Origin of the sequence: Paracidovorax valerianellae (assembly GCF_900102625.1) — a bacterium.
In the GTDB taxonomy this organism is placed as follows: domain Bacteria; phylum Pseudomonadota; class Gammaproteobacteria; order Burkholderiales; family Burkholderiaceae_C; genus Paracidovorax; species Paracidovorax valerianellae.
The window spans coordinates 290,291-303,692 of sequence record NZ_FMZC01000002.1 but is presented as its reverse complement, the minus strand read 5'-3'; the positions used below and the strand labels follow the sequence as shown (position 1 = coordinate 303,692).

The 13,402-nt window shown below is 67.7% G+C and carries 10 protein-coding genes; 1 reads left to right on the top strand and 9 read right to left on the bottom strand.

Annotated features, from left to right (window positions below; translation table 11 throughout):
* Positions 1–31 precede the first annotated feature (31 nt).
* From treS to modA, 6 genes are all read right to left on the bottom strand, one after another.
* On the bottom strand, positions 32–3,439 hold the full coding sequence (treS, locus tag BLT03_RS04045) for a maltose alpha-D-glucosyltransferase (protein WP_092740564.1): 3,408 nt from the start codon (positions 3,437–3,439) through the stop codon (positions 32–34).
* Between the two features lie 9 nt (positions 3,440–3,448).
* Positions 3,449–5,674, bottom strand: coding sequence for an alpha-1,4-glucan--maltose-1-phosphate maltosyltransferase (locus BLT03_RS04040; protein ID WP_092740562.1), 2,226 nt, complete (start codon positions 5,672–5,674; stop codon positions 3,449–3,451).
* Positions 5,661–7,583 (bottom strand): 1,4-alpha-glucan branching protein GlgB, encoded by a 1,923-nt coding sequence (gene glgB / locus BLT03_RS04035; RefSeq protein ID WP_092740560.1) that lies wholly within the window; start codon positions 7,581–7,583, stop codon positions 5,661–5,663. The genes BLT03_RS04040 and glgB overlap by 14 nt, the downstream gene beginning before the upstream one ends.
* 420 nt (positions 7,584–8,003) lie before the next feature.
* Positions 8,004–9,089 (bottom strand): molybdenum ABC transporter ATP-binding protein, encoded by a 1,086-nt coding sequence (gene modC, locus BLT03_RS04030; protein WP_092740558.1) that lies wholly within the window; start codon positions 9,087–9,089, stop codon positions 8,004–8,006.
* Complete coding sequence (modB, locus tag BLT03_RS04025) at positions 9,086–9,763, bottom strand: molybdate ABC transporter permease subunit (RefSeq protein ID WP_092740556.1); 678 nt, start codon at positions 9,761–9,763, stop codon at positions 9,086–9,088. Before modB ends, modC begins: the two co-directional genes overlap by 4 nt.
* 12 nt (positions 9,764–9,775) lie before the next feature.
* The gene (modA, locus tag BLT03_RS04020) at positions 9,776–10,540 is read right to left on the bottom strand and encodes a molybdate ABC transporter substrate-binding protein (protein WP_092740554.1); all 765 of its coding nucleotides are present in this window, start codon (positions 10,538–10,540) and stop codon (positions 9,776–9,778) included.
* Positions 10,541–10,622: 82 nt separating this feature from the next.
* Between modA and BLT03_RS04015 the strand changes: the two genes are divergently transcribed.
* The gene (locus tag BLT03_RS04015; protein WP_092740552.1) at positions 10,623–11,408 is read left to right on the top strand and encodes a TOBE domain-containing protein; all 786 of its coding nucleotides are present in this window, start codon (positions 10,623–10,625) and stop codon (positions 11,406–11,408) included.
* Between the two features lie 61 nt (positions 11,409–11,469).
* Here the strand turns inward: BLT03_RS04015 and BLT03_RS04010 are convergent, their stop codons facing one another.
* The 3 genes from BLT03_RS04010 to BLT03_RS04000 form a co-directional block, all read right to left on the bottom strand.
* A complete protein-coding gene (locus tag BLT03_RS04010) occupies positions 11,470–12,174 on the bottom strand; it encodes a hypothetical protein (RefSeq protein ID WP_092740550.1) in 705 nt (234 codons plus the stop codon).
* Positions 12,171–12,833 (bottom strand): DUF8616 domain-containing protein, encoded by a 663-nt coding sequence (locus BLT03_RS04005; protein WP_092740548.1) that lies wholly within the window; start codon positions 12,831–12,833, stop codon positions 12,171–12,173. Before BLT03_RS04005 ends, BLT03_RS04010 begins: the two co-directional genes overlap by 4 nt.
* Before the next feature lie 144 nt (positions 12,834–12,977).
* Positions 12,978–13,346 carry a hypothetical protein gene (locus tag BLT03_RS04000; RefSeq protein WP_092740546.1) on the bottom strand — a complete coding sequence of 123 codons (369 nt, stop codon included), beginning with the start codon at positions 13,344–13,346 and terminating at the stop codon, positions 12,978–12,980.
* Positions 13,347–13,402: the final 56 nt, after the last annotated feature.

The window sequence follows — 13,402 nt, the reverse complement described above, 5'->3', positions numbered from 1 at the left end:
GAACGGTTTGCCGCCCGGGAGATGGCCGCGCTTACAGCGCGGACGGCGCCGGGGTGGGAGAGGCTGCGGCGCCGATGAGCGCCAACAGGCCCTGCAGCGGCACCTGCGCCCAATCGACGCGGTTGCCGAGCTCGTAGCGCAGTTCGTACAGCGCCTTCTCGATCTCGAAGAGCGACACCAGTGCACCGTCGGCCGCCGTGCTGCCCTGCGGCGCGGCACCGATGCCGCCGTGTGCGGGCGCTGCGATTTCTTCGGCGTAGGCCTCCAGGAATGCCGCACGCGTCTCGCGCTCCCACTGCTGGGCCGCTTCGTCCAGGCGCAGCAGCTCTTCGGTGGATTGCGTCATGCGCTTCAAGGCCGCCCAGCGCGCGTAGTTGAACGACCGCAGCATGCCCGCCACGTCGCGCAGGGGCGAGCTCTTGGTGCGCCGCTGCTCGAACGTGCGGCCGGGCTCGCCTTCGAAATCGATGATGACGAAGTCGTTGTCGGTCACCAGCACCTGGCCCAGGTGGTAGTCGCCGTGGTAGCGCGTCTTGTGCCCGGCCGGTGCCATGGCCGCGCCCTGGCCGATGCGTTCCATGATGGTGGCGCGGCGCGCCAGCAGGGCCTGCGCGTCGGTGCGGGCTGCGGGCGGCAGGTCGGCCATGCGCTGCTCCAGCATGGCCAGCGTGTCGCTGGCCTCGGCCTGGGCGCGCTCATGGAAGGCCTGCACGTCCTGCACGGTGATCGGTTCTGGCTCGAACGCAGGGTTGCCGGTGCGCAGCGCAAGCGCGCGATGCAGCCCGGCGGTGCGGCGGCCCAGAGTGCGAACCAGGGCGAGAAAGCCCCCGTGCACGTCCGCGTCCACCGGACCGGAGGCGATGCGGATGTCTTCCAGGAACCGCTCCAGATAGCCCAGCGTGTATTCCCAGCCGTCGCCCTGGTTGGAGACATACGACTGCACCAGGGCCAGCGTCATGGTCGTGCCGTCGTTGGCGACGTATTCGACCGCGCCACCGACGGGCACGCAATGCTCGAAGCGCGCGGCTTCGGTCAGGAAGCGGCCCACCTCCAACTCGGGGTTCATGCCTTCGCGCACGCGCCGGTAGCCCTTGAGGAACAGCTTTTCGCCGATCGTGACCACCGTGTTGCTGCTCTGCGCGCCAGGGCGCCCCACGGGCAGGTCATCCAGGTCGGCCGCCATCTTGGCGAAAGCCAGGGTACTGCGAAAGCGCAGGGTGCCTCCGCGATCGGTGCCCAGCTGCTCGTTGGCGCCGATGGCCCGCACCACGGCGCGGCAGAAGCTCTCGTCGTGGAAGGCGTCGCCCATCACACCCACATTGGCCTGCTGGCGCACGCGCGCCACGCCGCCGGGCGAGAGGCGGCGCATGCGCTCTTCATCGCCTTCTTCCCAGGCCAGCGCCAGCGGCACGAAATACGAGGCCGGTGGTGCCGGCTGCGCATCCACGCTCAGGATGGGCAGCATCCACTCGCAGCCGCCATCGGTCTTCCACACGGTGTGGTCTTGGATGCGGGCGCGCTCGATGGCCGTGCCCTTGCCGGCATACCAGCGCTGGAGTTCGATGTAGCGCGGCAGCGTGTCGGATTCGAACTGCGCGCGCATGCGCTCGGCCATGCCGATGCGCCAGGGCATCACGCTTTCGCGGAAGAAGCTGGTCCAGCCGTCGAACAGCACGAGCACCGGGCGTTCCTGCAGATCGAGGCCCTCCTGGTGCCACGACGGCACCTGCGCTTCGGTGGACAGGCGGAACCAGTAGAACCCGTACGAATGCAGCGTGAGCAGATACGGCAGGTCGCCGATGGGCGGGAAGGTCACCCGGCCCAGCATTTCCAGCGGTGCGCGCCCCTTGTAGGCGGACAGGTCCAGCTCCACGGGCTGCGCCGCGCGCGAGAGGTTGAACACGGTCAGGATCACGTCGTCGTCGTGCTCGCTGATGTACGCCAGGATCTTGCGGTTGCCGGGTTTGAGGAAGATGCGCTTGCCGCGCCCGAAGGCCCGGCTGGTCTTGCGCACGGCCAGCATGCGCCGCGTCCAGTTGAGCAGCGAGCTTTGATCGCTGGCCTGCGCCTCGACGTTCAGCGCTTCGTAGCCGTAAACAGCGTCCATGATGGGCTGCAGGTACAGGCGCTGCGGGTCGGCGCGCGAGAAGCCGGCGTTGCGGTCGGGGTTCCACTGCATCGGGGTGCGCACGCCGTTGCGGTCGCCCACGAACACGTTGTCGCCCATGCCGATCTCGTCGCCGTAGTAGATGATGGGCGAGCCCGGCATCGACAGCAGCATGCCGTTCATGAGCTTCACGCGGTCGATGTCGTTTTCCATCAGCGGCGCCAGCCGCCGGCGAATGCCCAGGTTGATGCGGGCGCGCATGTCGGCCGCGTACATGGTGTACATGTAGTCGCGTTCCTTGCTGGTCACCATCTCCAGCGTCAGCTCGTCGTGATTGCGCAGAAAGATCGCCCATTGGCAGCCGTCGGGAATGTCGGGCGTCTGCTGCAGGATCTCGACGATGGGGTGGCGGTCTTCCTGCGCAATGGCCATGTACATGCGCGGCATCAGCGGGAAGTGGTAGGCCATGTGGCATTCGTCGCCATCGCCGAAATACTCGCGCACGTCTTCCGGCCACATGTTGGCCTCGGCCAGCAGGAAGCGGTTCTTGTATTCCGCATCGATCGCCGCGCGCAGCCGCTTGATCACCGCGTGCGTCTCGGGCAGGTTCTCGTTGCTGGTGCCGTCGCGCTCGATCAGGTAGGGGATCGCATCGAGCCGGAAGCCGTCCACGCCCATGTCCAGCCAGAAGCGCATGGTCTTGAGCACGGCCTCCATCACCAGCGGGTTGTCGAAGTTCAGGTCGGGCTGGTGGCTGAAGAAGCGGTGCCAGTAATACGCCTTGGCCACAGGGTCCCAGGCCCAGTTCGAGGTCTCGGTGTCGGTGAAGATGATGCGCGTGCCGCGGTAGATCTGGTCGGTGTCGCTCCACACGTAAAAGTCGCGCTCGGGCGAGCCGGGCGGCGCGGTGCGGGCGCGCTGGAACCAGGGGTGCTCCGACGAGGTGTGGTTGATCACCAGTTCGGTGATCACGCGCAGGCCGCGTTTGTGGGCCTCGTCCAGCATCTCGCGGAAGTCGTCCAGCGTGCCGTACTGCGGGTGCACGTCTTCGTATTCAGAAATGTCGTAGCCGTCGTCGCGCAGCGGAGACGGGTAGAACGGCATGAGCCAGATCGTGTTGACCCCCAGGTCCTTTACGTAGTCGAGCTTGGCGGTCACGCCCTTGAAGTCGCCCACCCCGTCGCCATTGGTGTCGAAGAAGGCCTTGACGTTGAGCTGGTAGATGACCGCGTCCCGGTACCACTGCGGATCGTCGCTGGTGTCGATCTCGGTGTTTTCAGGGGTGACGGCCGGTTCCGGCTCCGGCAGGTAGTGGACCAGGGGTGCGTTCATAGGCGGCTCTTATTCGAAATGGTCGAAGTCATCGTGGCGGCCGGCACGCCGGCGGACCACGAATACATGGGCGGGGGAGCGGTGCGGGTCGAGCAGCACGTAGTGCCCCTCGCCCTGCCAGACGAAGCGCTGGTGGCTCAGCAGGTCATGCATCTGCCAGTCCGCGGCCGGCGGGTCTTCCGGCGAGATCGCGATGTCGGCGGGCGACAGGTGCAGCCAGCCCGACTGCGGGTTGTGCGGGTCCAGGTTCACTACCGTGACCACGATGTTCTTGCCGTCGGCCGACCGCTTCAGGTAGGCCAGCAGCATGTCGTTGTCCACCGGCAGAAAGCGCAGGCTGTGGTCGGACTGCAGGGCCGGGTTTTCGCGCCGGATCTGGTTCACGCGGGCGATGAAGGCGCGCAGGTTGCCCGGCCGGTCCAGGTCCCAATGGCGCAACTGGTACTTCTCGGAGTTCAGGTATTCCTCGCTGCCGGGCTCGCGCGGCAGGTGTTCCAGCAGTTCGTAGGCCGGCCCGTAGATGCCGTAGTTGGCCGCCAGCGTGGCCGCCAGCACCAGCCGCGACATGAACACGGCGGGCTCGCCGCCCTGCAGATGCTCGTGCAGGATGTCCGGCGTGTTGGGCCAGGCGTTGGGGCGGAAGTATTCGCTGCCCGGCCCGGTGGACAGTTCGGTGAAGTACTCGGTCAGCTCCTGCTTCGTGTTGCGCCACGTGTAGTAGGTGTACGACTGCGTGAAGCCGCGCTTGGCCAGCCCGTGCATCACCTTGGGCCGTGTGAAGGCCTCGGCCAGGAAGATGGTGTCGGGATGGTCGCGCTGGATCTCGGCGATCACCCATTCCCAGAACGGAAACGCCTTGGTGTGCGGGTTGTCCACCCGGAAGATGCGCACGCCTTCGCCGATCCAGTGGTCGAACACGCTCTTGAGCTCGCTCCATAGCCCGCGCCAGTCGTCGCACTCGAAGTTGAACGGGTAGATGTCCTGGTACTTCTTGGGCGGGTTCTCGGCGTATTGCACCGTGCCATCGGGGCGCCAGCGGAACCAGTCGGGGTGTTCCTTCACGTACGGGTGGTCTGGCGCGCACTGGAAGGCGATGTCCAGCGCCACTTCCATCCCCTGCTCCTTGGCGGCCACGACCAGCCGGCGGAAGTCCTGCACCGTGCCCAGTTCGGGAAGGATCGCCTTGTGCCCACCCTCCTGTGCGCCGATCGCCCAGGGGCTGCCCACGTCGTCCGGCCCGGCGGCAAGCGCATTGTTCTTGCCCTTGCGCTGCACCCGGCCGATGGGATGGATCGGCGGGAAATACAGCACGTCGAAACCCATCGCCGCGATGTCCGGCAGGCGGGCCTGCACGTCGCGGAAGGTGCCGTGCTCACCCGCCTCGGGCGATGCGGAGCGGGGAAACAACTCGTACCAGGTGCTGTAACGCGCACGCTCGCGGTCGGCCCGCAGGGGCAGGGCGGCGGGGTAGCGCGTTTCGAAGCGGCGGTCAGGGTAGCGGCGCATCGCCTCGGCCGCGGCGTCGTTCAGCGCCAGGGCTTTCAACCCTTCCGAGCTGCCCTCGGCCTTGGCGCCGCGCTCCAGCGACTGGGCCCATTCGGTCAGGGCACGGCGGTCCGCCTCGGCCGTCGCGCGGCCTGCGGCTGCGAGGGCTTCCGCGGCGCCCACGCGCGCTGCGATGCGGATGTCCTGCGGGTCCACGCGGCGCTCCAGCTCGCGGCGCCACGATTCGAACGTGTCCACCCAGGCAGCCACGGTGTAGCGGTACAGCCCCGGCTCGGGCGGGATGAACTCGGCCGCCCATTCGTCGTTGCCGGTGGCCAGCATCGGCAGTTCGGTGGCGTCCTCGGGGGCTTGCTGGGCGTTGGGGCCGGTGCCATCGTCGCGCCACCAAGTCAGCGCTACGCGCAGCACGTCGTGGCCGTCGGTGAAGCAATGCGCAGTCACCTGCACCGGCTCGCCCGCCACGCGCTTGGCGGCAAAGCGGCCGCCGTCCACGCAGGGCAGCACGGCTTCGATCACCGCGCGCACGCGGCCGTCCGCGCCGCCGATCGCGGTCACGGCGTTGGTGCTAACGCCAGTGCCAGTGCCAGTGCCAGGCGGAGGCCCGGCCTTGGCCGCCGGTGCCGAAGACGCGGTGGAGGCGGCACTGGCAGCCGCACTGGATGCCGCGCTTGCAGCGGAGCGGCTGGTGGAAGACGACGAAGAAGAGGGGGAGGTATCAGGCTTGGGCATCGTGCGCAGGCTCCTGTCGGAAGATGAGGGTGGAGAGCGGCGGCAGGGTGAGGCACAGCGACTGCTCCCACTGGTGCGACCGCACGGGCGCCGTGTCCACGCCGCCCAGGTTGCCCCAGCCGGCGCCGCCGAATTCACGGGCATCGGTGTTGAGCAGTTCCTGCCAGCGGCCCGCGGACGGCACCCCCACCAGGTAGTTGTCGCGCGGCATGGGCGTCATGTTGCAGACGACCAGCACCGGGCCGGCGCCCTGCTGCTGCGCCCGGTGGCTGGGCTTGCGCAGGAAGGCGATCACGCTCTGCCCGGCGTCGTCGGCCTCCACCCATTGAAAGCCCTCCGCCGAGAAATCCACTTCATGCAGCGCGGGTTCGCTGCGGTACACGCGGTTGAGTTCGCGCACCAGCCGTTGCACGCCGCCGTGCAGGGGGCTGTCGCACACCCACCATTCCAGCTCGCCCTCGTGCGTCCATTCGCGGCGCTGGCCGAACTCGCCGCCCATGAACAAGAGCTTCTTGCCGGGGTGCGACCACATCAGCCCGAACAGCGCGCGCAGATTGGCGAACTGCTGCCATTCGTCGCCCGGCATCTTGTTGATGAGTGAGCCCTTGCCGTACACCACCTCGTCGTGCGACAGCGGCAGCACGAAGTTTTCGTTGAACGCATACACCAGCGAGAACGTGAGTTTGTGGTGGTGGTAGCGCCGGTTGATCGGGTCTTCCTTGAGGTACGACAGCGTGTCGTGCATCCACCCCATGTTCCACTTCATGCCGAAGCCCAGGCCGTTCATCTCCACCGGCCGCGACACCATCGGCCAGGCCGTGGATTCCTCGGCGATGCTGACGGTGTCGGGGTGGTCGCGGTACACCGCGCGGTTCAGCAGGCGCATGAACTCGATCGCCTCCAGGTTCTCGCGCCCGCCGTGGCGGTTGGGAATCCACTCGCCGTGCTTGCGGGCGTAGTCCAGGTACAGCATGGATGCGACCGCATCGACGCGCAGGCCGTCCAGGTGGTACTTGTCGAGCCAGAACAGGCCCGACGAGATCAGAAAGCTGCGCACCTCGTGCCGGCCGTAGTTGAAGATGGCCGAGCTCCACTCGGGGTGAAAACCCTGGCGCGGGTCCGAGTGCTCGTACAGGTGCGTGCCGTCGAACTCCGCCAGACCGTGGCCATCCACCGGAAAGTGCGATGGCACCCAGTCGAGCAGCACGCCGATGCCGCGCTGGTGCAGGTGATCGACGAAGTACATGAAGTCCTGCGGCGTGCCGTAGCGCGACGTGGGCGCGAAGTACCCCGTGGTCTGGTAGCCCCACGATCCGTAGAAAGGGTGCTCGGTGATGGGCATCAGCTCCACATGCGTGAAGCCCATGGAATGCACGTAGTCGGCCACCTCATGGGCCAACTCGCGGTAGTTCATGAACTCGCCGTTCTTGCGGCGCCATGAGCCAGGGTGCATCTCGTAGATCGACATCGGCGCGTCCAGCGCATTGCGCGGGCCGCGTGACTCCATCCATTCCGCGTCGCCCCATTCGTAGTCGAGCGACCAGATGCGCGATGCCGTGCGGGGTGGCAACTCGGCGCACACCGCGAAGGGGTCGGCCTTTTCCAGCACGCGGCCGCCGTTGTGCGAAACGATGCGGTACTTGTATGCCTGGCCATGTGCCGCATGGGCAGAGGCCCCTTCCCAGATGCCGCTGCCGTCCGAGCGGGCATGCAGCACGTCCGCATCGGCGTTCCAGCCGTTCCAGTCGCCGATGACGGACACCGAGGCGGCATTCGGTGCCCATACGGCGAAGTCCGCACCACTGCCATCGCTGCGCAGGTGGCAGCCCATGGCTTGGTAGAGGCGTGAGTGCGTTCCCTCGCGCAGCAGATAGGCGTCGTGGGCGGTCAGCAGGGCGGTTTGGGGCAAAGGCACGGGCTTGAATCCTTGGGGAGTTGGTGCTTTGCGGCGCAGAGGGTGCGCCAACGCATCCGGTTTACAAAACCCATTGGGGCACGGTGCGCGGGGTGGGTTCTGCGCGGGAGTGGCGCTTGGGTTTGTAGGACAGCGCCTATCGAAAAGGGCTCTACAGAGTGCGGCCGCTGTTTGGTTGCCACGCCTTGCCGAACCCGTCAAGTGGCCTGTCATCGGCGCGGGCGCGCCGGCCGCCGGGAAGCATCACGGTGGATTCGCACGCACCCCGTCGAGCATGGAAGCTCTTTGTGCATCAAAGTCGTTTGCTATTAAATTCATAGCTAAGCTCCCTAGTGTTTATTGCGCTGGAGCCCATTTTGGCTCTGATGCCGGTAGTCGTCGCGGCGGTAGCCCCGCAGATCCGGCGCGCTCCCTTCAACCCAGCAGCGCCACGCCCTTGATCTGAGCGAACACCGGCAAGCCCGGCGCAAGCGCCAGAGCCCGTGCCGAACGCTGGGTAACGCGGGCGAGCAGGGGCGTGCCCTGCGCGTCGAGCGCCACCATGGCCAGCCCTGGCCCATCGTCCCGCAGCGCCACCACGCGCGCGGGCAGCACGTTGAGCACGCTGCTTTGCTCGGGCGCCACCCGCGCCAGCGTCACATCGCGCGCCTGCACCCGAAAACGCACGGCGCTGCCCGGCGGGTGCGGCGACGCAGTGGCCACCAGCAGCAGGCCGCCACCGGGCAGGCGCACGGTCATGAGGTGGTCCGCCGCGTCGTGGGCCGTGGCAACGCCCTCGGCGACCGTGGCCGCCGTGTCGCCCTGGGCCAGCGGCAGATCCAGGCGCGCCATGAGCGCCGGTGCGGGGCCGCTCGCCACCACGCGGCCATCGGCGAGCAGCACCAAGTGGTGCGCCAGCCGGGCTACCTCGTCCTGTGCATGGCTCACGTACAGCACCGGCAGGCTCAGTTCACGCTGCAACCGTTCCAGATAGGGCAGCACCTCGGCCTTGCGCTGCGCGTCCAGCGCGGCCAGGGGCTCGTCCATCAACAGCACGCGGGGACTGGCGGCCAGCGCACGGGCCATCGCCACCCGCTGGCGTTCGCCGCCCGACAGGGTGTGCGGCTGGCGGTCCAGCAGCGGCGCCAGCCCCAGCAACTGCACCGCCTGGTCCAGGGAGATGCTTCGCCGTTCCTGGGGCGTGCGGCGCAGGCCGTATTCGAGGTTGCCGCGCACATTCAGGTGCGCGAACAGGCTCGATTCCTGGAACACGTAGCCCAGCGCGCGCTGGTGCGTGGGCCGCCACAGGCGCTGCGCGTCGTCCTGCCAGACCTGCCCGTGCACTGCCACGCGGCCTTGGGCACGCTCCAGCCCCGCCACGGCCCGCAGGCAGGTCGTCTTGCCGCAGCCCGACGGCCCGTACAGCGCGGTGATGCCCTGGCCGGGCAGGGCCAGGTCCACGTCGAGCGTGAAGCCGCCGGGGCGCTGCAGGTGCAGGCGCACTTCGATGCCGTCCGTCATGCACGCCCCCGCGCAGGCTGCAGCCAGTGCAGCGCCAGCAGCACGGCGAACGAGAACACCAACATGCTCCCCGCCAGCCAGTGGGCCTGCAGGTATTCCATGGCTTCCACGTGGTCGTAGATCTGCACCGACACCACGCGCGTCACGCCCGGAATGTTGCCGCCCAACATCAGCACCACGCCGAATTCGCCCACGGTGTGCGCGAAGCTCAGCACCCCTGCAGTGAGAAAGCCGGACCGGGCGAGCGGCACCGCCACCGTGAAGAAACGGTCCCACGGGCCGGCCCCCAGCGTGGCCGCGGCCTCCAGCGGGCGCTCGCCCACGGCCTCGAACGCGCGCTGCAGCGGTTGCACCGCGAACGGCAGCGAATACACGACCGAGCCCACCAGCAGCCCGGCAAACGTGAAGGGCAGGGTGGCCAGCCCCATCGATTGCATCGCGCGGCCGACCGGGCCGTTGGGCCCCAGCGTGAGCAGCAGGTAAAAGCCGATCACCGTGGGCGGCAGCACCAGCGGCAGCGCCACCACGGCCGACACCGGCCCGCGCCAGCGCGACGGCGTGCGCGCCAGCCACCAGGCAAGCGGCGTGCACAGCACCAGCAGCACGAGCGTAGTGAGCGCAGCCAGCCGCAGCGTGAGGCCGATGGCGGCCAGGTCCTGTGCGGTGAAAGGCATCAACGGCCGTCGTCAGAGCCCGTAGCCGTAAGCGCGGATCACTTCGCGCGCCGCGTCGCTGCGCAGAAACTGCATCAGCGCGGTGGCGGCGGGCTGGTCCTTGCCGTTGGCGAGCAGCACCGCATCCTGGCGGATCGGGTCATGCAGCGCTTCAGGCACCTGCCAGGCCGAGCCCTTGGCGATCTTGCCACCCTCCATCACCTGCGACAGCGCCACGAAGCCCAACGGCGCGTTGCCCGTGGCGACGAACTGGTAGGTCTGAGCGATGTTCTCGCCCGTCACGAAGCGCGGCTGCAGTCGCTCGCCCAGGCCCAGCTTGTCCAGCGTCTGCACGGCCGCCAGGCCGTAGGGCGCCAGCTTGGGGTTGGCCACGGCCAGGTGGGCGAAGTCGCCGGTCTTGAGCACCTGGCCCTGGTCATCCACGTAGCCCGCGCGCGGGCTCCACAGCACCAGCCGCCCCACGGCGTAGGTGAAGCGCGAGCCCTGCACACCCTGGCCTTCGCGCTCCAGCCGCTCGGGCGTGGTGTCGTCGGCCGCCAGCAGCACCTGAAAGGGCGCGCCGTTCTTGATCTGCGCGTAGAACTTGCCGGTGGCCCCGAACGACAGCACGGCCTTGTGTCCCGTGGCCTGCTCGAAGGCGGTGGCGATCTTCTGCATGGGCGCCGTGAAGTTGGCCGCGACGGCCACCAACACCTCGGCCGCCTGCGCGGCGGAAACGCCCGCCAGGGCAAGGGCGGCAGCGGCCATCAGGCGAGGCAATGGGGTGGCAAACGGCATGGCGCTATTCCTTGAATGAATAGCGGTCGAGTATAGCCACCGGCCTTTTTCGGGGGCCGTGGCGGCGCGGCATGATGCGCGCATGAAAAAGCGGCTTTCCCTCTCCGACGCGCTGGGCCAGGGCATGGCGGACCGGCGCATCGACATCCTGCGCCAGATCGGCATTGGCGGCTCCATCTCGCAGGCCGCACGCGCCGTGGGCGTGAGCTACAAGGCCGCATGGCAGGCCGTGGATGCCCTCACCAACCTGGCCGGCGTGCCCCTGGTGGCGCGCGCCGTGGGCGGCACCGGGGGCGGCGGTGCGCAGCTGACGCCGGCAGGCCACGAACTGCTGCACGCCGCCGACGCCCTGGAGCAGGCCCGCCGCGACGTGCTGGCGCGGCTTTCGCCGCAGGCAGGAGCGGCATCCGGCGGCGGGCCGGGCGGCAGCGCGGCGCTGGCCCGGCTTGCGCTGCGCATCAGCCTGCGCAACCAATGGCCCTGCACGGTGCAATCGCTGGAGCCGCTCGGGCCTTTGATGCGCGTGCATCTGCAGGGCGAGTCGGCGCCGCAACTGGCGCTGTGCGCCCGCATCACGCAGGAAAGCGCCGAACTGCTGGCACTGCGCCCCGGCCTGCCCGTGCTGGCGCTGTGCAAGGCCGCAGCCGTGCGGGTGCATGCGGGCCTGCCCGCTGCGCTTGCAAGCAATCTCTGGCCAGGGCGCGCTTCGCGGGTGTCGCGAGGCCCGGCTGGCGACGAGGTGTCGGCCACGCTGGACGCCGGGGTCCACATGGTGGGGTTTGCGGCGCCATCAAGCGGTTTGCGGTCGGGCCGGCGGGTCGCAATGGCGGTGGACGAGTCGGCCGTGGTGCTGGCCGTGACGGGATAAGGTGGCCTGCCGCTTTAACGAGAAGGCCAGGGCAGGGGAGTGAGCCCCGTCCCCGGTCTACTCAGGGCTGCAAAGCGGCCAGGCTGCGCCGCAGGTCTGCGATGTCCTGCGGCTGCACCGGCATGAACTCGCGCACATGAGGGCCATCGGGCGGCGGCTGCACCAGTTCTTTCTCGCAGCGCTCCACATTGCCCTGAATGGCCGCGCGGGTGGCGGCCGAAACCGTGTAGCGCTCTCGATTCACCGCCCGAAAGTATTCGGCCAAAGTGAGGTGGGCGCACTGCGTGAGTTGCGGAATCTGCGCGCTGGCCTGGTCGAGGTTGAACGCGCTGCAGGGCGGGAGCGACAGGTAGAACTGGAACAGCCGTAAATGCGCGTCGGGGCTGGTTTGCACCACACGCTGCATGGTCGATTCCACGGTGCGTGCATCGAAACCGGGTACCTTGTCGCAATAGGCGTCCATGCTGCGCCGCAGGTCAAGGCCAATGCGCGCACCCTGCATCGCCTTCAGATGCCATTCGTAGGCCTGCTCGAACGGCGGAATGCCCGCCAGGTAATTGCCATAAGCCCACTGCGCAGGGTTGTCGCCGCGTTCGGCGCGCTGCCGCAATTCGATCAGGCAAAAGCCGTGGTACGAGTATTCGTCTTGCTCGTCGCAAGTAACGGCGCTGTCGATCCACCACCACGCGACGCCGGCGCCGATCAGGAATGCGAGCACCAATGAGGCTTTTGCCCCCATGCCCAGCTTTTTCCAAAGGCGCGTCATCGGTGCATCTCCTGTCCCTGCTTCAACGGTCGTTTGAGCAAGTCTCCGGTATCGCGGGGTGAGGTCGGGGTGGTGGCAATGGGTTCACCGTCGGGGCCCCAGGTTCGCCAGCGGCCCGGCCGCAGCAGGTCGGGTATTGGAAGCGTCGACAAAATGCCCGGGAGCTTTTCAAAAGCGCCTTGGCCCACGGCCGAGCCACCCAAAGGGTAATTCCAGGTCGTTGTGGTGGGTGCGGTGACATACGTTCGCAAAACTTTTGCCAACTCGCCCGCAATGCCGTCGGAGGATGCTCCCGCATTGCAGGCATCGATCAGCACCGGTTCGCCGTGCCACAGTCCGCTGCGCCGAATGGCATCGGCGACTTCGATGCCATGGATCATTCCCTGAATGCTCCTTGAAGTGGCATGGGCGAACAGATAGAGATAGCCGGAGACGCCTGTTTCCCTCAGCCCCGATCGGTAAAGCACCTTCTCGCCGGGCTGAATCAGGATGATCTTCTTGCGTGCCGGGTCGATGGTGGCGATTTTCTTTACCGTTTTCTGAGAAGCGTCGAGGCCTTCGAACACCTGTTTGATCAGTCCTTTGCCCGGTCCGTATTGAATGCGCCCGTTCACCACGGGTTCTGCGGGCTCGCTGCCGAGCCATTGTTTCCATGCCATGGAGATGCGATCTGAATACAGTGACATGGCGAGCCGCCGCAGGTCTTGTCGCCTGGCCGTGCGGTTCACCTCCCTTTATTTGCCTGTGTTTCTTTGCCTGTCTTCGCAGGCCGCCGGATGATAGCTCCGGCATTCACCTGCCGTTCACTCGCCCCCGAAGCGCGGCCGGAACTCTTCGCAGAACGCCGGACTGCCGCTGATCGACAGCGTCACCGTGTGCCGCGGCAGTGCCGGCGTGCCGGCGCTGGCGACCAGCCTTTGGGTGGTTTCGTCGAAGGCGAGGGTCTGCACGGAGGAGACTTCGCGCACGGCTTGCAGGTCGTAGTCCCAGGCAGCGCCGTCTTCGATGGGGCCGTGCTGGTCCTTGAAGGCGGTGTGGGCCCAGCCCAGCACTTCGGCGATCTCGGCATGCAGCGCCGGCAGGTGCGGTTCGGTCACGCTGGCCATGGCGTCCCAGGTGCCGGTGCCTTCGTCGTCTTCGCTGTAATCGAATTCCAGGTAGCGCAGGGTCATGGTGTTCCGGTGGGTTGAAAGGAGGTGGCCGCTTGCGCGGCCGTGGCGCATTTTCG

What these genes read in the sequence shown, in the direction of transcription:
- treS (WP_092740564.1), bottom strand. Translation starts at nt 3,439, where the DNA reads ATGAACGCACCCCTGGTCCACTACCTGCCGGAGCCGGAACCGGCCGTC.
- BLT03_RS04040 (WP_092740562.1), bottom strand. Translation starts at nt 5,674, where the DNA reads ATGCCCAAGCCTGATACCTCCCCCTCTTCTTCGTCGTCTTCCACCAGC.
- modC (WP_092740558.1), bottom strand. Translation starts at nt 9,089, where the DNA reads ATGACGGACGGCATCGAAGTGCGCCTGCACCTGCAGCGCCCCGGCGGC.
- modB (WP_092740556.1), bottom strand. Translation starts at nt 9,763, where the DNA reads ATGCCTTTCACCGCACAGGACCTGGCCGCCATCGGCCTCACGCTGCGG.
- modA (WP_092740554.1), bottom strand. Translation starts at nt 10,540, where the DNA reads ATGCCGTTTGCCACCCCATTGCCTCGCCTGATGGCCGCTGCCGCCCTT.
- BLT03_RS04015 (WP_092740552.1), top strand. Translation starts at nt 10,623, where the DNA reads ATGAAAAAGCGGCTTTCCCTCTCCGACGCGCTGGGCCAGGGCATGGCG.
- BLT03_RS04010 (WP_092740550.1), bottom strand. Translation starts at nt 12,174, where the DNA reads ATGACGCGCCTTTGGAAAAAGCTGGGCATGGGGGCAAAAGCCTCATTG.
- BLT03_RS04005 (WP_092740548.1), bottom strand. Translation starts at nt 12,833, where the DNA reads ATGGCATGGAAACAATGGCTCGGCAGCGAGCCCGCAGAACCCGTGGTG.
- BLT03_RS04000 (WP_092740546.1), bottom strand. Translation starts at nt 13,346, where the DNA reads ATGACCCTGCGCTACCTGGAATTCGATTACAGCGAAGACGACGAAGGC.